Raw genomic sequence first — 18,024 nt, 5'->3', positions numbered from 1 at the left:
ACGCCCTTAGCTCCGATGAGATTGATGGTCGCGAGCGTTCCTTTGATTTCGCGACCAGTGGAATGGGCGAAGCAAGAGGCCGGCGATGGCATGAATGCCAACCAAGAAAGGCCAGCCATCGCGACAGACATGAGCTTCGCCCTGGATTCGTATCCGTAGCCTTCAGTGGCAAGGATGGATCAGAATGGCTGTCGCACTGATATTGCTTCTGGTCGCGATCGGCTCGGTGCTGTTTCACCTCTACAGCCCGTGGTGGTGGACGCCGATCGCCACGAACTGGGCCTATATCGACCACACCATCAACATCACGTTCTGGATCACGGGCTTTGTTTTCGTCGCGGTCATCGCCTTCATGGCCTACTGCGTCTTCCGCTTTCACCACAAAGAGGGAAGACGGGCTGACTACAATCCGGAAAACAAAAGGCTCGAATGGTGGCTGAGCGTCGGGACCGGCGTCGGCGTCGCGGCCATGCTGGCGCCTGGCCTCGTGGTCTGGCACCAGTTCGTGACGGTGCCTGCGGATGCCACCGAGGTCGAGGTGATGGGGCAGCAATGGCAATGGAGCTTCCGCCTTCCGGGCAAGGATGGCCAATTGGGCACATCCGATGTCCGCAACATCGCCTCCGACAATCCGATGGGACTCAATCATGACGACCAACACGGGCAGGACGACGTCGTGATTGAGAGCGGCGAGCTGCACCTTCAAGTGGGAAAGCCGGTCAAGGTTCTCCTCCGCTCGGTCGATGTCCTGCACGATTTCTACGTGCCCGAATTCCGGGCCAAGATGGACATGGTTCCCGGCATGGTGACCTATTTCTGGATAACGCCGATCCGAACCGGAACGTTCGACGTTCTCTGTGCGGAGCTTTGTGGCGCTGCTCACTATCAGATGCGGACCAAGGTCATCATCGACGAAGAGCGTGAATATCACGCTTGGCTGGAGCAACAAAAAACGTTTGCAGAATTGTCGCCGGCAAAAGCCGTCGTGAAGGCGACGTACCAATCCGGGGGCAAGTAGCAAGCTGCCGCCGCCAAGATAGATCGGGTGCATGAGGCCAACGCCTCACCCCCGATGGAAACGACCGAGGAGGTTTCTATGGTCGATATTCCATATGAAGGGATCCCCGGCATTCCGCCTGCCGAAGTACCTGATGTCGAGCTCTATCATCCGCGGAGCTGGTGGACGCGATATGTCTTCTCGCAGGACGCCAAGGTGATCGCCATTCAGTATTCGCTGACGGCCACGGCCATCGGGCTGGTGGCCCTGGTGCTGTCGTGGCTGATGCGGCTGCAACTGGGATTCCCCGGCACCTTCTCCTTCATCGATTCCAACCAGTACCTCCAGTTCATCACCATGCACGGCATGATCATGGTGATCTATCTGCTCACCGCGTTGTTCCTGGGCGGCTTCGGCAACTACCTGATCCCGCTGATGGTCGGCGCCCGCGACATGGTCTTCCCCTATGTGAACATGCTGAGCTACTGGGTCTACCTGCTCGCAGTGCTGGTGCTGGCCTCGACATTCTTCGTGCCCGGCGGCCCCACCGGCGCCGGCTGGACGCTGTACCCGCCGCAAGCAATCCTCTCCGGAACGCCCGGGCAGGATTGGGGCATCATTCTCATGATGTCGTCCCTGATCCTGTTCATCATCGGCTTCACCATGGGCGGACTGAATTACGTCGTCACGGTGCTCCAGGCGCGCACCCGCGGCATGACGTTGATGCGCTTGCCGCTGACGGTGTGGGGTATTTTCACGGCGACCGTGATGGCGCTCTTGGCATTCCCTGCACTGTTCGTTGCCTCGGTCATGCTGCTGCTCGACCGTCTGCTCGGAACCAGCTTCTTCATGCCTTCGCTCGTCGAGATGGGCACGCTGTCGAAATATGGCGGCGGCAGCCCGCTGCTCTTCCAGCACCTGTTCTGGTTCTTCGGCCACCCCGAAGTCTACATCGTCGCCCTGCCCGCCTTCGGCATCGTCTCCGATCTGATCAGCACGCATGCGCGCAAGAACATCTTCGGTTACCGCATGATGGTCTGGGCGATCGTGGCCATCGGCGCGCTCAGCTTCATCGTATGGGCGCACCACATGTATGTGAGCGGCATGTTCCCGCAATTCGGGTACTTCTTCGCCACCACGACGCTCATCATCGCAATCCCCACCGCGATCAAGGTCTACAACTGGGTGCTGACCCTGTGGCGCGGCGACATCCATCTGACGGTGCCGATGCTGTTCGCCCTCGGCTTCATCATCACCTTCGTGAACGGCGGGCTCACCGGCCTCTTCCTCGGCAACGTCGTCGTGGACGTGCCCCTCTCCGACACCATGTTCGTGGTCGCGCATTTCCACATGGTGATGGGCGTGGCGCCGATCATGGTCGTGCTCGGCGCGATCTATCATTGGTACCCCAAGATCACGGGGCGGATGCTGAACGAGGCTCTCGGCAAGTTTCACTTCTGGGTCACCTTCCTCGGCGCCTACCTGATCTTCTTCCCCATGCACTATCTTGGACTGCTCGGGGTTCCGCGCCGGTATTTCGAACTCGGGGATGCGGCCTTCATCCCGTCCTCGGCCCATTCGCTCAATGCCTTCATCTCCGTGGTGGCCTTGACCGTCGGCTTCAGCCAGATGGTGTTCCTGTTCAATCTGGCCTGGAGCTTGTTCAAAGGTGAGGCCTCGGGCGGCAACCCGTGGCGGGCGACGACGCTGGAGTGGCAGACGCCGGAGACGCCTCCAGGGCACGGCAACTGGGGCAAGGAGCTCCCGGTCGTGTACCGCTGGGCCTATGACTACAGTGTACCCGGTGCCGCGGAGGACTTCATTCCGCAGAACCAGCCACCGCGCGCGACGCAGCTCGTTCAGGGAGCTGCTTCGTGAGCGCCATCATCCTGTTCCTGGCTGTGCTTGCGGTGATCGCCGGATGGTGGCTGTCGCAGCAGCGGCTGACGGCCAAGCCATGGCTGGAGGAAGGCCCGGCCGGCGACTTCCCGGGCGGCGATGCCATGACCTGGCCGGCAGCGAAGGTCGGACTTGGCGTGTTTCTCGCTGTCGCGAGCGCATTATTCGTCCTCTTCATCAGCGCCTACTCGATGCGCATGAGCGTGGTGGACTGGCGGCCGCTGCCGGTACCGCGGCTGCTGTGGGTCAACACGGGCGTCCTGGTCCTGAGCAGCGTTGCGCTGCAATGGTCGTACGTGGCCGCGCGCCGACACGATGCTGAAAGCGTCATGATCGGCCTGCTCGCTGGCGGAGCATCTGCCGTGATCTTCCTCGCCGGACAGCTCCTGGCCTGGCAACGGCTCGGGGCTGCCGGATATTTCGTGGCGTCCAATCCGGCGAATTCCTTCTTCTACCTGTTGACCGCAGTGCACGGGCTGCATCTGACGGGCGGCCTGGTGGCCTTGGGCCGAACCTCAGCCAAGATGTGGCGCGGCGCCGAGATCGCCGACATGCGCTTGAGCGTGGAACTGTGCGCCATCTACTGGCACTTCCTGCTGCTGGTCTGGCTTGTCCTGCTCGGTCTTCTCACGGGCTGGACCGACGATTTCGTCAACATCTGCCGCCAATTGCTGAGCTAGGGAGGCGAGACCAGATGGCTGGGACCGTACTGACAAATCCGGGCCAATCGCCTGCGCGGCTTGAAGGCTGGCGCGGCATCGCCGCCGACTGGGCGTCCGATCAGCGCGCCTTCAAGAACGTGTCCTGGGGCAAGGCCATGATGTGGATCTTCCTCCTCAGCGACACCTTCATCTTCAGCTGCTTCCTGCTCTCCTACATGACGGCGCGGATGTCGACGACCGTGCCCTGGCCCAATCCCAGCGAGGTCTTCGCTCTCAACATCGCCGGCAAGCACATTCCGCTGATCCTGATCGCCATCATGACCTTTATCCTGATCAGCAGCAGCGGCACCATGGCGATGGCCGTCAATTTCGGCTACCGTCGCGATCGCGTCAGAACCGCGGCCTTAATGCTGGCCACGGCAGCCTTCGGCGCAACCTTCGTCGGAATGCAGGCCTTCGAATGGACCAAGCTAATCATGGAGGGCGTCCGGCCCTGGGGCAATCCATGGGGTGCCCCGCAGTTTGGCGCGAGCTTCTTCATGATCACCGGCTTTCACGGCACCCATGTGACGATCGGCGTGATCTTCCTGATCGCCATTGCGCGGAAGGTCTTTCGCGGCGATTTCGACGTCGAGAGGCGCGGCTTCTTCACGAGCCGCAAGGGGTATTACGAGATCGTCGAGATCACGGGCCTGTACTGGCACTTCGTCGATCTCGTGTGGGTCTTCATCTTTGCATTCTTCTATCTTTGGTGAGGTCGGCGCATGACAAACGTGACGGTACACATGGAAGGACAGCTTCACGCTCCGGTGCACGGCGCAGTCGCAATGGCAGCCGTTCACGCCAAGGGTCAACAGCACCCGATCAAACTCTACCTCGTGGTCTGGGGCTGGTTGTTCGTCCTCAGCACGTGCTCCTACCTCGTCGACTACTTTGGCCTACATGGCTATCTGAGGTGGTCGCTGATCCTGCTGTTCATGGTGTTGAAGGCCGGGCTGATCGTCGCCGTCTTCATGCACATGGCCTGGGAGCGACTGGCCCTGGCCTATGCCATCCTGCTACCGCCGGTCGCGGTACTGGTATTTGTGTCGATCATGGTGCTCGAATCCGAATACACCCACTTCCTTCGGATGCTCTTCTTCGCAACCCCGTCGTAGCGGCAATCTGAGTTCTCACCGTCATGCCGCCCGAGGCGGGCATCTTTGAAGAGTCACCCCTCAAACGCGTCGATCGACGCCTTGCTCCCACGTGACACCAGCGCCTCATCCGCCGCCGGCAACGGCTGGCCCTTGTCACGAAAACGGTTGGTGATGGGATAGCGGCGGTCGCGGCCGAAATTCTTAGGTGTCACCTTCACGCCGGGCGCAGCCTGGCGACGCTTGTATTCGGCGACGTTGAGGAGATGGTCGATGCGGGTGACCGTCTCACGCTCGAAGCCGGCCGCGATGATTTGATCAAGCGGCTCCTCGCGTTCGACCAGACGTTCCAGGATGGCATCGAGCACGTCGTAAGGCGGCAGCGAGTCCTCATCACGCTGGTTCTCGCGCAACTCCGCGGTCGGCGGCCGCGTGATGATATCGGGGGGAATGACCTCGCCGGCCGGCCCGAGCGCGCCTTCCGGCTTCCAGGAATTGCGCAGTGCCGCCAGGCGAAACACCTGCGTCTTATAGATGTCCTTGATCGGATTGAAGCCGCCGTTCATGTCGCCATAGAGCGTGGCGTAGCCGACCGACATTTCGGACTTGTTGCCTGTTGTCACCACCATCAAGCCGGTCTTGTTGGAGATCGCCATCAAGAGCGTGCCGCGGGTGCGGGCCTGGAGATTCTCCTCGGTGACGTCAGGCGGCAGGTTCTTGAAGATGCCGGACAGGATGGTCTCGAACCCGTTGACGGCTTCCGCGATCGGCAAAACCTCGTAGCGGATGCCGAGATGGCCGGCGAGCTCGCCGGCATCCGCAACCGAGTGTGATGCGGTGTAACGATAAGGCAGCATCACGCCATGCACCTGATCGGCGCCGAGCGCATCGACCGCGATCGCCGCACACAGCGCGGAATCGATGCCGCCGGAGATACCGAGCAGCACGCCCGGAAAGCCGTTCTTGGCGACGTAATCGCGGAGGCCCAGCACGCAGGCGGCGTAATCGGCCTTGTCACCTTCGGGTTGCTCGGCGATCGGACCGGTGCAACGCCAGTCGTCACCATTTCTGGTGAAGCGCAGCGTGACGATGCTCTCTTCGAACGCCGGCAACTGTGCCGCGAGTGAGAGGTCGCCGTTGAGCACGAAGGAGGCGCCGTCGAACACGAGCTCGTCCTGGCCGCAGACCTGATTGAGATAGACCAGCGGCAGCCCGCTCTCGGTCACCCGCGCCACCGCGACCGACAGGCGAACGTCGTTCTTGTCGCGGGCGTAAGGCGAGCCGTTCGGCACCAGGATGATCTCGGCGCCGGTCTCGGCCAACGTCTCGACCACGTTCTCGTAGTCCTCGGACTCTTCCAGCCAGATGTCCTCGCAGATCGGCACGCCGATGCGCACGCCGCGCACGGTCACAGGGCCGGCGGCAGGGCCCTGCGAAAACAGCCGCTTCTCGTCGAACACGCCGTAGTTCGGCAGATTGCACTTGAAGCGCAGCGCGGAGATGCGGCCGCCATCGAGCAGCGCACAGGCATTGTAAAGCCTGCCCTCCTCGAGCCAGGGCGTGCCGACCAGCATCGCCGGACCACCGTCTGCCGTCTCGCGCGCGAGCGCCTCGATCGCCGCGCGGCAGGCGGCCTGGAACGCGGGCTTCTGCACCAGGTCCTCCGGCGGATAGCCGGCGATGAACAATTCCGGAAACAGCACGAGATCGGCACCATCGGCAGCGGCTCGCGCGCGCGCTGAGCGCGCCTTGGCGGCGTTGCCCTCGATATCGCCCACGGTCGGATTGAGCTGGGCGAGCGTGACCGCGAATGCGTTGAGACGTTCGGTCATGGTGCGCCCTTGTTCGATCCTCGTTAGAGGAAACCCAATCGCTCGATGAGCGCAAAGATCCAGAACGCGCCGGCCATCAGCAGCGCAACGCCGACCGCAGCCGAGCCCATGTCCTTGACCCGGCCGATCTGCTTGTCGTGGTCCATGGTGAGGCGGTCGGCGAGTTTTTCGATCGCGGTGTTGAGCAGCTCGACCACCAGCACGAACGCGACCGCACAGACCAGCTCGACCGCGCGCATCGCGGTCGCGCCGATGAACCAGGCCAGCGGCAGCGACAGCAGGAGCGCAAAGATCTCCTCGCGGACGGCCTGCTCCGATCGAAATGCAAAGGCCAGACCGTTCCGGGAATTGATCGTGGCCTTCCAGATCCGCAGCAAGGTCTTAGAGCCCCGCTGCGGCCGGCATCGGCTTGGCCTTGCCGGCGCGTTCCTGCTTGAGCAGCTCGGCGATCAGGAAAGCCATGTCGATGGATTGCTCGGCATTGAGGCGGGGATCGCAGACCGTGTGGTAGCGGTCGTTGAGATCCTCGTCGGTGATGGCGCGGGCGCCTCCGAGGCATTCGGTGACGTCCTGGCCGGTCATCTCCAGATGCACGCCGCCGGCATGGGTGCCTTCGGCGCCGTGGATCGCGAAGAACGATTTCACCTCGGACAGGATGCGGTCGAAGGGGCGCGTCTTATAGCCCGACGTCGAGGTGATGGTGTTGCCGTGCATGGGATCGCACGACCAGACCACCACCCTGCCCTCGCGCTGCACGGCGCGGATCATATTGGGCAGATGCTCGCCGACCTTGTCGGACCCGAAGCGGCCGATCAGCGTCAGCCGGCCGGGCTCGTTGTCGGGGTTGAGCACGTCGATCAGCTTGAGCAATTCGTCGGGCTTGAGCGAGGGGCCGCATTTGAGCCCGATCGGGTTCTTGATGCCGCGGAAATATTCGATATGGCCGTGATCGAGCTGGCGGGTACGGTCGCCGATCCAGATCATGTGGCCCGAGGTCGCATACCAGTCGCCGGTGGTGGAATCGACGCGGGTCAAGGCCTGCTCGTAGCCGAGCAGCAGCGCCTCGTGGCTGGTGTAGAAGTCAGTGGCGCGCAGCTCGGGATGGGCCTCGAGGTCGAGGCCGCAGGCGCGCATGAAATTCAGCGCATCCGAGATGCGGTCGGCCAATTCCTTGTAGCGGCGGGACTGCGGGCTATCCTTCAGGAAGCCGAGCATCCATTGGTGCACGCTGCCGAGATTGGCATAGCCGCCGGTGGCGAAGGCGCGGAGCAGGTTCAGCGTCGCGGCCGACTGGCGATAGGCCATCAGCTGACGCTGCGGATCCGGCACGCGGGCTTCCTCGGTGAAGGCGATGTCGTTGACGATGTCGCCGCGATAGCTCGGCAGCTCGACGCCGTTCACCTTCTCGGTCGGCGACGACCGCGGCTTTGCGAACTGGCCGGCGATGCGGCCGACTTTCACCACGGGAACGGCGCCGGCGTAAGTGAGCACCACCGCCATCTGGAGCAGCACGCGGAAGAAGTCGCGGATGTTGTTGGCGCCATGCTCGGCAAAGCTCTCGGCGCAGTCGCCGCCCTGGAGTAGGAAGGCCTCGCCGGCCGCAACCCGCGCTAAGGCCTTCTTCAGGTTGCGCGCCTCGCCGGCGAACACCAGCGGCGGAAAGGTCGCAAGCTGCGCCTCGACGTCGGCCAAAGCCTTGGCGTCGGGATAATCGGGCACCTGTAGCACCGGCTTGCTGCGCCAGGACTCGGGCGTCCACCGCTCGGACATCGCAATCTCTCCGTGAAGCAAAAAGTGCAACCTGATCTGTGGGTTGCGAGGGCCGCCTTATACACAGGCTAGCCCTGCCCCGCCAGTTGTAAATCCATTCCGCATTGCAAACCCTTGCGGGCAAAGCCAAATTCGCATTTGCTGGGAACGGCAAGGAAACTGGTAAGGAAACCGGCAGGACACCTTCTGCCCATGGACGCGGCATCGGACGACGTTTTCATCGACGAGATCAGCTTCCCGGCGACCGACGGGCATGCACTGACCGGCACCCTGTTTCTGCCGCGCGGCGCCAAACGCCATGCCGTGCTGATCAACTCCGCCACCGCCGTCCCGCGGAAAATTTATCGCGGCTTTGCCTGCTATCTCGCCCATCGCGGCTGCGCGGTCCTGACCTACGACTATCGCGGCATCGGCGATTCCCGGCTGCCGGCGATGGTCGGCTACAACCGGCCGAAATCGCTGGTCGGCTTCAAGGCCTCGATGTCCGACTGGGCCGCTCTCGACGTCACCGCGGCGGTGCGCTGGATGCGCGAGCGCTACCACACCCTGCCGCTAGCCTATGTCGGCCATTCCTTCGGCGGCCAGGCGCTCGGGCTGATCGCGAACAACATGGAGATTTCGCGCGCCGCCTTCGTGGCCTCGCAGGCCGCGACCTGGCGGCTGATGACCTCGCCGGAGAAATACCGCGTCTTCGCCTTCATGAATTTTGTCGGCGTGCCGCTGGCCCACGCGCTCGGCTACGCGCCCGGCTGGGCCGGCATTGGCGAGGATTTGCCCAAGGGCGTTTTCCTGCAATGGGCCCAGTGGGTCTCGAGCCCCCGCTATCTCTTCGATTCACGGCTGCCGGCACTGGAGAACTTTGCCAGGTTCAAGGGCGAATTGCGCGCACTGTGCTTCTCCGACGATCCCTGGGCGACGCGCCCCGCGGTCGAGTTGCTCACGAGCGGGTTCACCGCGATCAAGCCGGAGGTGTTGACGGTCAAACCGTCCGACGTCGGCGCCAAGGCCATCGGCCATTTCGGCTTCTTCCGCCCCGATCACCGCGATACGCTGTGGCGCGGCGTCGCCGAATGGATCCAGGGAGAGTGACGTCAGCGGATGATCGTCGTCAGCGACGAGTAACGCCTGTTCGGCCTGGCTTCGCCCGGCGCGAATTGCGCAAATGCCTCGCTGACACGCACCGCCGGCGGCGTATCGCTCGCAAAGCGAAATTCCTTCGGCCGCGGCGCGTAGAAGCTGGCGCGGAAATAGGCGTCGTCGAAGCGTGCCTCGCCGACCCCGAACAATGCGTCGCAGACGAACAGGAGCGCGTACACTCCTGCGACCGCGGCGACGATCTCCCTGAGAATAGACATGCGGATGCCCTGCCCTTTTGCCGGGAGGATGCACGCGGGTTCCAAAGTCAAGGTTTAAGGCCGCACGTTTCTTGTGCGCAGGGTTTGCCGCTGCTGTGCGAATTGCAGACAATTTTATCGATCCGGAAAAGAGAGCCCGCCTGATCGCGCGATCAGGCGGGCTGCAGGCTTGGCCGCTCGGGAGGTATCAGACGGCCAAGTTCATCAGCCGTGGCGTGCCTCCTTGCGATGGCCGCTCTCGCTGAGGCGGTCGACCCAGGCGATGCCGATTGCCGAAATGATGAAGGTCAGATGGATCAGCACCTGCCACATCACGCCGCTCTCGGTGAAATTGCTGCGCGTCGTGCCGAGATTGCCCGCCTCGATGAAGGTCCTGAGCAGCGAGATCGAGGAGATGCCGATGATCGCCATCGCCAGCTTGATCTTGAGCACGCTGGCATTGACGTGGCTCAGCCATTCCGGCTCGTCGGGATGACCGGTCAGGTTCAGCCGGGAGACGAAGGTCTCGTAGCCGCCGACGATCACCATCACCAGCAGGTTCGAGATCATGACGACGTCGATCAGCCCGAGCACGACCAGCATGATCTGCTGCTCACTGGCGTCGAACGAGTGCGCGACCAGGTGCCAGAGCTCTTTCAGGAACAGCAGCACATAAACGCCCTGCGCGATGATCAGGCCGACATAGAGCGGCACTTGTAGCCAGCGCGAGCCAAAGATGAGCTGCGCAAACGGACCGATCTGCGGCGCTGGCGCGGAATGCGCCGAAAGTGCTTTGGTTTCAGACGTCATTGATCACTCCGGAGTGAGACAGGAAACGCGCCTCAGAGGCTCGCGATGACAGGCGCGAGCTCGAGCGAGCCGCGATAGATCATCTCGAGGGCGACGTAAACGATGATGGCGAGACCGACATAGGCGATCCAGCGCTGCTTCTGCAGCACGCGGCCCAGCAGGTCCGCGGCAACGCCCATCATCGCCACCGACAATAGCAGGCCGAACGCAAGGATGTAGGGATGCTCGCGCGCGGCGCCCGCGACCGCGAGCACGTTGTCGAGCGACATCGAGACGTCGGCGGCGACGATTTGCAAGGCCGCCTGCCCGAAAGTCTTATGCGGCACAGGTGCGTCGCTCGCGCCGCCGCCATGGCTGAATGCAAGCTGATGCGAATGCGCGGCCCGCTCGCGCAGCTCGCGCCACATCTTCCAGCAGACCCACAGCAGCAGCACGCCGCCGGCGAGCAGGAGGCCGATCACTTGCAGCAGCTGGGTCGCAACGCCGGCGAAGGCGATGCGCAGCGCAGTAGCGGCGACGATGCCGACGACGATGGCGCGCCGGCGCTGCTCGGCCGGCAGCCCCGCGGCGGCAAGGCCGATGACGACGGCGTTGTCGCCGGCCAGCACGAGGTCGATCAGGATGACCTGGAGCAGCGCGGCCAGCGCCTCGGTGGTGATGAGTTCAGTCATGATCGATCATGTTTCGATGCGGACGGATCGAGCCATTGCGGCTTCTTCCGCTCGACCCAGTCCAGGACCTTCGAACGTGAGGAGCGCAACGCGGGCACGTCCTCCGCAAGCAGCGCGAGGCCGAGTGGCAGCATCCAGACACCCAGTATCGGCAGGAACGAGAACACGCCGCCGACGACGAGCAGCGCGCCCGAGGGGATCCTGACCCAGCGGCTCGACGGCTTGAGCAGATAGGTGACGGTGTCGCCCATGCGCGGCGGCAGGCAATTGACGAGTTTGTCGAGGCGCGGGTCGCCGCCGGCCATCTGGCTGGCAGCACCCTCGGCTCCCGTCGTACGTTGGTCCGAGGCAGTGGTCATGCTCATTCCTTGGCGGCGGCGCGGGCCGCGGCCGGTGCGACCCGCTTTGCACGCGGCAGCGCCAGCGTCAGCAGGCGCAACAGCTTGATCGCCTGGACCTCATGGGGATGAACGTCCTCGTCGGCGGCCGCGACGCGCTCCGACAACTCCATCAGATGAGACGAGAGCGGCATATCCGAGACCGGCCGCAGCGTCTCGATCACGACGTTGGCAAAATCCGGCTCCTCGAGTCGTTCGGCGAGTGCGTCGAACATCGCAAGCAGCCTTTCGTCGTCGATATGAGGCGCCAATCCGCGATCCCGGATGAAGCGGATCACTTCGTCGCGCTCGACCGGCGAAACGCGCCGGTCGGCCACGGCGACCAGCGCGCCGGCAATGACCAGCGCCGCCGCAGCCTGCTCATTCAGGCTGGACGGATCCGCGATCTCGATCTCGTTCGGATTTGAATGCTTGGCGTCAGACATCGTTGCTCCTCGATCTTGCGAAATGGCCGCACGGAGCTGCGATGGAGCGACTGGTCGGAGAGAACCGAAGAAGGCCCGACGATCGGCCGATCCATCGCATTCGCGCGGGACAGGTCATCCGACATCACGAGGTTTGCCGACATCGTCGGCGTCCTCGCCAGAGGGGCCCGGATTCTTGTTCACGCAAGAAATAAAGACGGACCTGTCGGAATCAAGGCGAAACGACTGCGACCAGCCGCCGCATCGGGTTCCAGGATGCGATGTGCAGCAAGTCCTCGGCGTCGTCCCGGCGAAGGCCGGGACCCATACCGCGGAATCTATCGATCTCGGTTGGCAGGAGTGCGGAACGAACAATCATCGCCAAATTGCTCCCTGGGAGTATGGATCCCGGCCTTCGCCGGGACGACGGAGAGTGCCGGGACGACGGAGAGTATTGGCCCAACTGCTTCAACCTCGACAATTGCGAGCGCAGCGAAGCAATCCAGACTGCCACCGCGGAAAGACTCTGGATTGCTTCGCCCGCTCGCAATGACGGAGTGTGAGCAAGCACAACTCACCCCACCCGCTCGACAAGATGCGCACGCGACGGCGACGGCTCGAACCTGTCACCAAAATACTGTGTTTCGTGCGCCACCAGGCCATCGCGGAATTCCATGATGCTCACGACGTAGGATGGCACGCGATCGTAGGTCAGCACGAACTCGCTCACCCAGAGATCGCCGCCGCCAACGATCCGCCGAACTGTGAAGCACTTCTTGTTCGGCTGCACGAAGCGGCTTTCCTGAATGTTCCTGCGACCGCGGATGCGCTCGCCGGACTGCGGATAGTCGAGCACGGCATCCTCGCGGTAGATATCATGCTCGGTCTCGAAATCGTTCGCGTCCGATGCATCCCAATGACGCTGGAGCGCCGCCAGCGTAGCTTGATCGTTCATCTCGACCTCCCGCCTTTGCGGTTTGTTGCCTTGACGTTGGGTGTGCGGACAGCCGTGGCAAGGCTTGCTCGCAACGTCTAACAACTACTAACGGGCCAATGACCCAACCAGGATGCAGATTGACGATACGGCGCTCCCGGACCTCCGCGGGACGGCCAGTCACGCCGGGGAACATCCATGGCCCATCTACTCTCCGTCAATGTTGGCTTGCCGCGTGTCGTCGCCTGGCAAGGCAGGACCGTTCATACCGGCATCTGGAAGGCTCCCGTCAAAGGCCCGCGCATGGTGCGCCGGCTCAACATTGACGGTGACGGCCAGGGCGACACGGCGGGCCACGGCGGCGAACACCGCGCCGTGTACGTCTACCAGGACGAGTCCTATCGGTACTGGCAGGAACATCTCGGTCGATCGAATTTTGTCCCCGGGCAATTCGGCGAGAATTTCACCGTTGACGACCTCGCCGACACCGAGGTCGGCATCGGCGACCGCTACAGGATCGGCTCGGCCCTGTTCGAGGTGACGCAGCCACGCGTCACCTGTTATCGGCTCGGCATTCGCATGGAGGAACCGGATATGGCCGCGCTGCTCGTCAAACATGGCCGTCCCGGTTTCTATTTTCGTGTGATCGAGGAAGGCCAAGTCGAGGCCGGCGACGAGATCACGCAGGTCGAAAGCGGCCCTGAAAGCATGAGCGTTTCCGAGATCAATGCGCTGCTCTATCTGCCCCCTCATCCGCGCGATCGGCTGGAGCGGGCGTTGAAAATTCCGGCGCTGAGCCGCGGCTGGCGTCATTCCTTCGAAGCTCTGCTCGAACAGCAAAGCACGAACAATACGGCAGGAAACGCCGGGCTCGGTCCGGCCGCGAGCCCACCTCCGGCCTGGCGTGGCTTCCGGCCGTTTCGCGTTGTGCGCAAGATCGCCGAAAGCAGCAATGTGACGTCGCTCATCCTCGAACCCACGGATGGGCAGCCCGCTGCCATGCCCCTGCCCGGTCAGTTCGTCATCGTGCGACTTGGACCATCCGCGATGGCGCGCAGCTATTCGCTCTCCGGCCCCGCCGATTCCGCGTCCTATCGCATCAGCATCAAACGAGAAGCGCATGGCGCAGCGAGCCGCTATGTCGCCGATGAGCTTCACACCGGCGAGGTCGTGCAGCTAGGTGCGCCACGCGGCAATTTCACGCTACGGCCGGATGCACGGCCCATCGTCCTGCTTAGCGCCGGCATCGGCGTGACGCCGGTGCTCGCGATGCTGCACGCGCTGGCCGCGCAAGGAGCGAAGCAAGATGTCTGGTGGCTGCACGGCACCCGCAACGGCCGTGAATATCCGTTCGCCGCTGAAGCGCGCGAGCTTTTGGCCGGGCTCGCGCACCATCACAGCCATGTCTGCTTCAGCGCCCCCGATCCGGGCGATCGTCTTGGTACAGACTTCGACAGCGCCGGACATCTGGATCAACGCCTGCTCGAACAACTCGACGTGCCGCGTGACGGCGACTTCTATCTCTGCGGCCCGGCTCTTTTCATGATCGATCTGACCGCCGGACTCGCTGCGATAGGCGTCGCCCCGGGTCGCATCCACACCGAACTGTTCGGCAGCAAGCCCTCGCTGACACCCGGCATTGCAGCTGCGCCGAAGGTGGCAGCACACATGCCGGCCGGAGCACCTGGACCTGGTCCGACGGTGTCATTCGCCCGCAGCGGACTCAACGTCTGCTGGGGACCGGCTTATGCCAGCCTGCTCGAACTGGCCGAAGCGTGCGACGTCCCCGTGCGCTGGTCTTGCCGGACGGGAGTTTGCCACAACTGCGAGAGCGGACTCGTCGCCGGAGAGGTCAGCTACGCACCGGATCCGCTCGACTCGCCGGCGAACGGCAATGTCCTGATCTGCTGTGCGCGCCCGCAAACCGACATCGTGATCGATCTGTGAACTCGTCGGCACATTTGCCAGACATGGGAGAGCTTGATGCGAACTGACATGGTACCGGGAGCAACCTTTCCGGATTACGAACTCAGCGACCACACCGGAAAGCACCGCAAGCTCTCCGAGTTGCAGGGGGGCGATCCCATGATCGTCGTCCTCGGCCGCGGCGGGTTCTGTCCAAAAGATCGGCGCCAGGCCGAGGGCCTCCTGCAACTCCATCGGGAGATGGAGGTGGGCTATTGCCGAATGGTCACAATCACCACCGACAACATCATCCAGACCAGTGAATATCGCAGCGGTGTGGGCGCACACTGGCCCTTCCTGTCGGATTCACGGCGGATCGTTCAGAAGGATCTCGACATCGCCGAATATACCGATCCCCTCCACAATCCGATGATCCCGCATGTCATCGTGCTGGAGCCGCGCCTCATCGTTCACAAGATCTACAATGGCTATTGGTTCTTCGGCCGTCCGACGATCGAAGAGCTGCGCCATGACCTGCGAGCCGTCACCATGAAGTGCCGTCCGGACTGGGACATCACGGCGCCCGGACTCAAGGCGCTCTGGGACCAGGGCCGCAAGGAGCATTTTTATCCCTACGGCAAGGCTTATGCCGAGACTCTTGGCGACCAGGATTAGGGGCACGAGTGCTCCGATCGGAAGCATTCCTGCTCCGTCATAACGCCCGCGCAAGCTTCGGCAACGAAATGTCGTCCCGAATTCGGGCATCGTGGAGAACCGTATGAATCGCATCACGTCTTGCTCCGGCTGCGGCCATGGACTTGTCCCGATGCTTTCGGCAAAGGGCCGCGCGGAGCTCAGCTGCCTCTGGTGCGAAGGCATCGACGTGCGAACGATGGACATGGCGAAGTGGGCTGACAGCCCGTCCGGCAAGCCTGAACGCGCTGCCCGTCAGTCGTTCGAATGACCGGTTGTCCTGCTCCGGTCAGATCCCCGCCGCCGCGCGTTGCGGCGGCATATTGCCGGACTCCGCGAGACGATCAGCCGATGACTTTCGGGGCGGCCGGCGCCGCCGCACGTAGAGGCAGTTGACGAGGATCGGCTCGTCATCGCCGAGCGTTGTACGCTCCCTGACGAGCAGGCTCATGACCGAACGCATCTTGAGGATTTCCTGCGCGACGAAGCTACAGTCCTCGTCCCGGTCGCATAATGGCTTCGGCCTCGAGCATGCTGACACGAAGCGCTCGAATGGTTCTGCGGATTTCGTTGATGCGGTTGTCCATCGCTGCCTCCATCACGGTTGCAGCATAAGAACAAAACATGAACAAACCGTCAAGCCCTCAAAACGTCAAGGCCTCACAGGCGAAAGGCTACTCCGCCGCCTGGCGCACGTGGCGTGCGGTCGGCGTGCGCATGGTGACGAGCTCTTCGGCCGCGGTCGGATGCAGCGCGATCGCGGAGTCGAAATCGGCCTTGGTCGCCTTCATCTTCACGGCGATCGCGACCGCCTGGGTGATCTCGGCGGCGGCATCGCCGACGATGTGGCAGCCCAGCACGCGGTCGGTGGCCCCGTCGACGACGAGCTTCATCAGCACGCGCGTGTCGCGGCCCGACATCGTCGCCTTGATGGGGCGGAACGTCGTCTTGTAGATGTCGACGTGGCTGTACTGCGCCCGCGCCTCGGTTTCGGTGAGACCGACGGTGCCGACCTCCGGCTGCGAGAACACTGCGGTCGGAATGTTGGCGTGATCGACCCTCACCTCGCGCTTGCCGAACACGGTGTCGGCGAAGGCATGGCCCTCGCGGATCGCGACCGGCGTCAGGTTGAAGCGGTGGGTGACGTCGCCGATCGCATAGATGCTGTCGACCGAGCTCTTCGAGAAATGATCGACCGCGATGCCGCCATTCCTCGGATTGATGGCGACGCCGGCATTCTCCAGCCCGAGATTGGCGACGTTGGGATGGCGGCCGATCGCGAACATCACCTGCTCGGAGGCGAGGCTCGATCCGTTCGACAGATGGGTGGTGAATTCCTCGCCGTGGCGGTCGACCTTGGTCACGGTGCAGCCGGTGAGAATGGTGATGCCCTGCTTCTCCATCTCGGCACGAACATGGGTCCGAACATCCTCGTCAAAACCGCGAAGGATGTTGTCGCCGCGATAGATCACGGTGACGTCGGAGCCGAAGCCGGCGAAGATGCCGGCGAATTCGAGCGCGATGTAGCCGCCGCCCTGGATCACGATCCGCTTCGGCAGCCTCGCAAGATGGAACGCCTCGTTGGAGGAGATCACGTGCTCGATGCCGGGAATTGCCGCGCCGTGGTTCGGTGCGCCGCCGGTGGCGATCAGGATGTATTTCGCCGTGATCTTTCTGTCGTTCTCGAGCACGCGGACGGTGTGCGCGTCCTCGATCGCCGCGCGGCTCTTGACGATCTGCGCGCCCGACTTCTCGACGTTCGCAGTGTAGGCCGCCTCCAGCCGCGCGATCTCCTTGTCCTTGTTGGCGATCAGGGTTGGCCAGTCGAAGCTGGCGGGCGGGACGGTCCAGCCGAAGCCGGCGGCGTCCTCGAGCTCGTGACGGACATGCGAGCCGATCACGAGCAGCTTCTTCGGCACGCAGCCGCGGATCACGCAAGTGCCGCCCATGCGGTACTCTTCCGCGATCGTCACGCGGGCACCATGGCCGGCTGCGATGCGGGCGGCCCGCACGCCGCCCGAGCCGCCACCGATGACGAAGAGGTCGACGTCGAATTCAGCCATTGTCCACTCCGACCCCTTTCAGCGATCTCTGATCAGATAGTATCGATCAGATCTCCTTGCCACGCTTGCGCATCTCGGCGCGGAAGGCTCCCATCACGGTTTCGGAGAAGTTCTGGGCCCAGGAGTTCATGAAGGCCATGCTGAGGCCGATGGCGCGCGGCTCAGCCTCGATCAGCTTCTTGCCCAGCGGCGACTTGTAGAAGGTGACGAGGTCCTTCAGCTCCTGCTCGGTGAACTCGCTGGCATAGATCTGCGCCATGCCTTCGCCGATCTCGTTCTGGCGGCCAGCGAGCTGCTGGGCCACAATCGGCGCGACCTCGTTGAGGTCCTTCTGGTAGTTGAGGTTCTGCTGCGTCAGCGCGATCTTGGTCTTCTCGACGAGGCCGGGCACGGCGCCTTGATACATCGCGGTCGCGTTCTTGATCTGCAAAATCTCCCTGGCCGCGGCAATCGCCGCCGGCGAGGCCTTCGGCTGGGCCGGCGCCGCGGCCTTGGGCGCGCCCTGCTGGGCCACAG

The 18,024-nt window shown here is 63.3% G+C and carries 21 protein-coding genes; 9 read left to right on the top strand and 12 right to left on the bottom strand.

The genetic code is table 11. The annotated features are described in order from the left end of the window. The first annotated feature begins 184 nt into the window (after positions 1-184). From CWO91_RS11670 to CWO91_RS11650, 5 genes are all read left to right on the top strand, one after another. Positions 185-1,018: a cytochrome c oxidase subunit II gene (locus tag CWO91_RS11670; RefSeq protein ID WP_130213583.1), complete on the top strand. Its 834-nt coding sequence runs from the start codon at positions 185-187 to the stop codon at positions 1,016-1,018. A 78-nt stretch (positions 1,019-1,096) separates the two neighbouring features. After that, positions 1,097-2,875, top strand: a complete 1,779-nt coding sequence (locus CWO91_RS11665; protein ID WP_130213582.1) for a cbb3-type cytochrome c oxidase subunit I — start codon at positions 1,097-1,099, stop codon at positions 2,873-2,875. Continuing rightward, a complete protein-coding gene (locus tag CWO91_RS11660) occupies positions 2,872-3,576 on the top strand; it encodes a cytochrome c oxidase subunit 3 (protein ID WP_130213581.1) in 705 nt (234 codons plus the stop codon). Before CWO91_RS11665 ends, CWO91_RS11660 begins: the two co-directional genes overlap by 4 nt. 14 nt (positions 3,577-3,590) lie before the next feature. Next, the gene (locus CWO91_RS11655) at positions 3,591-4,313 is read left to right on the top strand and encodes a heme-copper oxidase subunit III family protein (protein ID WP_130213580.1); all 723 of its coding nucleotides are present in this window, start codon (positions 3,591-3,593) and stop codon (positions 4,311-4,313) included. 9 nt (positions 4,314-4,322) lie between these two features. Further along, positions 4,323-4,715, top strand: coding sequence for a cytochrome C oxidase subunit IV family protein (locus tag CWO91_RS11650; protein WP_165405368.1), 393 nt, complete (start codon positions 4,323-4,325; stop codon positions 4,713-4,715). Between the two features lie 53 nt (positions 4,716-4,768). Here CWO91_RS11650 and CWO91_RS11645 read toward each other — a convergent pair whose 3' ends face one another. The 3 genes from CWO91_RS11645 to CWO91_RS11635 are packed head-to-tail and all read right to left on the bottom strand — an operon-like array spanning position 4,769 to position 8,296. Next, the gene (locus CWO91_RS11645; protein ID WP_130213579.1) at positions 4,769-6,526 is read right to left on the bottom strand and encodes an NAD+ synthase; all 1,758 of its coding nucleotides are present in this window, start codon (positions 6,524-6,526) and stop codon (positions 4,769-4,771) included. A gap of 23 nt (positions 6,527-6,549) precedes the next feature. Next, positions 6,550-6,903: a diacylglycerol kinase gene (locus CWO91_RS11640; RefSeq protein WP_130213578.1), complete on the bottom strand. Its 354-nt coding sequence runs from the start codon at positions 6,901-6,903 to the stop codon at positions 6,550-6,552. A 4-nt stretch (positions 6,904-6,907) separates the two neighbouring features. Then, positions 6,908-8,296, bottom strand: coding sequence for a class II 3-deoxy-7-phosphoheptulonate synthase (locus CWO91_RS11635; protein ID WP_130213577.1), 1,389 nt, complete (start codon positions 8,294-8,296; stop codon positions 6,908-6,910). Positions 8,297-8,488: 192 nt separating this feature from the next. On the opposite strand from CWO91_RS11635, the gene CWO91_RS11630 reads away from it, so the two are divergent. After that, complete coding sequence (locus tag CWO91_RS11630) at positions 8,489-9,385, top strand: alpha/beta hydrolase family protein (RefSeq protein WP_130213576.1); 897 nt, start codon at positions 8,489-8,491, stop codon at positions 9,383-9,385. Positions 9,386-9,387: 2 nt separating this feature from the next. Here CWO91_RS11630 and CWO91_RS11625 read toward each other — a convergent pair whose 3' ends face one another. From CWO91_RS11625 to CWO91_RS11600, 6 genes are all read right to left on the bottom strand, one after another. After that, on the bottom strand, positions 9,388-9,651 hold the full coding sequence (locus tag CWO91_RS11625; RefSeq protein ID WP_128938541.1) for a hypothetical protein: 264 nt from the start codon (positions 9,649-9,651) through the stop codon (positions 9,388-9,390). A 204-nt stretch (positions 9,652-9,855) separates the two neighbouring features. Beyond that, entirely contained in the window at positions 9,856-10,440 is a 585-nt protein-coding gene (locus CWO91_RS11620) for a TIGR00645 family protein (protein ID WP_091888732.1), read from the bottom strand. A 32-nt stretch (positions 10,441-10,472) separates the two neighbouring features. After that, positions 10,473-11,111, bottom strand: coding sequence for a TerC family protein (locus CWO91_RS11615; RefSeq protein ID WP_130213575.1), 639 nt, complete (start codon positions 11,109-11,111; stop codon positions 10,473-10,475). Further along, positions 11,108-11,470 (bottom strand): hypothetical protein, encoded by a 363-nt coding sequence (locus tag CWO91_RS11610; protein ID WP_165405367.1) that lies wholly within the window; start codon positions 11,468-11,470, stop codon positions 11,108-11,110. The genes CWO91_RS11615 and CWO91_RS11610 overlap by 4 nt, the downstream gene beginning before the upstream one ends. Before the next feature lie 2 nt (positions 11,471-11,472). Continuing rightward, a complete protein-coding gene (locus tag CWO91_RS11605; RefSeq protein WP_130213573.1) occupies positions 11,473-11,934 on the bottom strand; it encodes a TerB family tellurite resistance protein in 462 nt (153 codons plus the stop codon). Between the two features lie 553 nt (positions 11,935-12,487). After that, positions 12,488-12,868, bottom strand: coding sequence for a nuclear transport factor 2 family protein (locus CWO91_RS11600; RefSeq protein WP_130213572.1), 381 nt, complete (start codon positions 12,866-12,868; stop codon positions 12,488-12,490). Positions 12,869-13,045: 177 nt separating this feature from the next. On the opposite strand from CWO91_RS11600, the gene CWO91_RS11595 reads away from it, so the two are divergent. The 3 genes from CWO91_RS11595 (at position 13,046) to CWO91_RS11585 (ending at position 15,716) form a co-directional block, all read left to right on the top strand. Then, a complete protein-coding gene (locus tag CWO91_RS11595; RefSeq protein WP_130213571.1) occupies positions 13,046-14,794 on the top strand; it encodes an MOSC and FAD-binding oxidoreductase domain-containing protein in 1,749 nt (582 codons plus the stop codon). A gap of 36 nt (positions 14,795-14,830) precedes the next feature. Then, positions 14,831-15,427 carry a redoxin domain-containing protein gene (locus CWO91_RS11590; protein WP_130213570.1) on the top strand — a complete coding sequence of 199 codons (597 nt, stop codon included), beginning with the start codon at positions 14,831-14,833 and terminating at the stop codon, positions 15,425-15,427. A 103-nt stretch (positions 15,428-15,530) separates the two neighbouring features. Then, entirely contained in the window at positions 15,531-15,716 is a 186-nt protein-coding gene (locus CWO91_RS11585; protein ID WP_130213569.1) for a hypothetical protein, read from the top strand. Positions 15,717-15,734: 18 nt separating this feature from the next. Here CWO91_RS11585 and CWO91_RS44210 read toward each other — a convergent pair whose 3' ends face one another. The 3 genes from CWO91_RS44210 to CWO91_RS11570 form a co-directional block, all read right to left on the bottom strand. Then, complete coding sequence (locus CWO91_RS44210; RefSeq protein WP_245471219.1) at positions 15,735-15,896, bottom strand: hypothetical protein; 162 nt, start codon at positions 15,894-15,896, stop codon at positions 15,735-15,737. A 223-nt stretch (positions 15,897-16,119) separates the two neighbouring features. Further along, on the bottom strand, positions 16,120-17,508 hold the full coding sequence (gor, locus tag CWO91_RS11575; protein ID WP_130213568.1) for a glutathione-disulfide reductase: 1,389 nt from the start codon (positions 17,506-17,508) through the stop codon (positions 16,120-16,122). 46 nt (positions 17,509-17,554) lie between these two features. After that, positions 17,555-18,022 carry a DUF2059 domain-containing protein gene (locus CWO91_RS11570; protein ID WP_165405366.1) on the bottom strand — a complete coding sequence of 156 codons (468 nt, stop codon included), beginning with the start codon at positions 18,020-18,022 and terminating at the stop codon, positions 17,555-17,557. Positions 18,023-18,024 lie beyond the last annotated feature (2 nt).

The organism is Bradyrhizobium genosp. SA-3 (genome assembly GCF_004212635.1).
Lineage (GTDB): Bacteria > Pseudomonadota > Alphaproteobacteria > Rhizobiales > Xanthobacteraceae > Bradyrhizobium.
The sequence above is the reverse complement of the archived record's forward strand: the minus strand, read 5'-3'. Positions and strand labels throughout refer to the sequence as shown.

Coding starts and splice junctions, on each gene's coding strand:
- CWO91_RS11605 (WP_130213573.1), bottom strand. CDS start 11,934: ATGTCTGACGCCAAGCATTCAAATCCGAACGAGATCGAGATCGCGGAT.
- CWO91_RS11600 (WP_130213572.1), bottom strand. CDS start 12,868: ATGAACGATCAAGCTACGCTGGCGGCGCTCCAGCGTCATTGGGATGCA.
- CWO91_RS44210 (WP_245471219.1), bottom strand. CDS start 15,896: ATGAGCCTGCTCGTCAGGGAGCGTACAACGCTCGGCGATGACGAGCCG.
- CWO91_RS11670 (WP_130213583.1), top strand. CDS start 185: ATGGCTGTCGCACTGATATTGCTTCTGGTCGCGATCGGCTCGGTGCTG.
- CWO91_RS11645 (WP_130213579.1), bottom strand. CDS start 6,526: ATGACCGAACGTCTCAACGCATTCGCGGTCACGCTCGCCCAGCTCAAT.
- CWO91_RS11585 (WP_130213569.1), top strand. CDS start 15,531: ATGAATCGCATCACGTCTTGCTCCGGCTGCGGCCATGGACTTGTCCCG.
- CWO91_RS11630 (WP_130213576.1), top strand. CDS start 8,489: ATGGACGCGGCATCGGACGACGTTTTCATCGACGAGATCAGCTTCCCG.
- CWO91_RS11665 (WP_130213582.1), top strand. CDS start 1,097: ATGGTCGATATTCCATATGAAGGGATCCCCGGCATTCCGCCTGCCGAA.
- CWO91_RS11625 (WP_128938541.1), bottom strand. CDS start 9,651: ATGTCTATTCTCAGGGAGATCGTCGCCGCGGTCGCAGGAGTGTACGCG.
- CWO91_RS11615 (WP_130213575.1), bottom strand. CDS start 11,111: ATGACTGAACTCATCACCACCGAGGCGCTGGCCGCGCTGCTCCAGGTC.
- CWO91_RS11595 (WP_130213571.1), top strand. CDS start 13,046: ATGGCCCATCTACTCTCCGTCAATGTTGGCTTGCCGCGTGTCGTCGCC.
- CWO91_RS11655 (WP_130213580.1), top strand. CDS start 3,591: ATGGCTGGGACCGTACTGACAAATCCGGGCCAATCGCCTGCGCGGCTT.
- gor (WP_130213568.1), bottom strand. CDS start 17,508: ATGGCTGAATTCGACGTCGACCTCTTCGTCATCGGTGGCGGCTCGGGC.
- CWO91_RS11610 (WP_165405367.1), bottom strand. CDS start 11,470: ATGACCACTGCCTCGGACCAACGTACGACGGGAGCCGAGGGTGCTGCC.
- CWO91_RS11650 (WP_165405368.1), top strand. CDS start 4,323: ATGACAAACGTGACGGTACACATGGAAGGACAGCTTCACGCTCCGGTG.
- CWO91_RS11620 (WP_091888732.1), bottom strand. CDS start 10,440: ATGACGTCTGAAACCAAAGCACTTTCGGCGCATTCCGCGCCAGCGCCG.
- CWO91_RS11590 (WP_130213570.1), top strand. CDS start 14,831: ATGCGAACTGACATGGTACCGGGAGCAACCTTTCCGGATTACGAACTC.
- CWO91_RS11635 (WP_130213577.1), bottom strand. CDS start 8,296: ATGTCCGAGCGGTGGACGCCCGAGTCCTGGCGCAGCAAGCCGGTGCTA.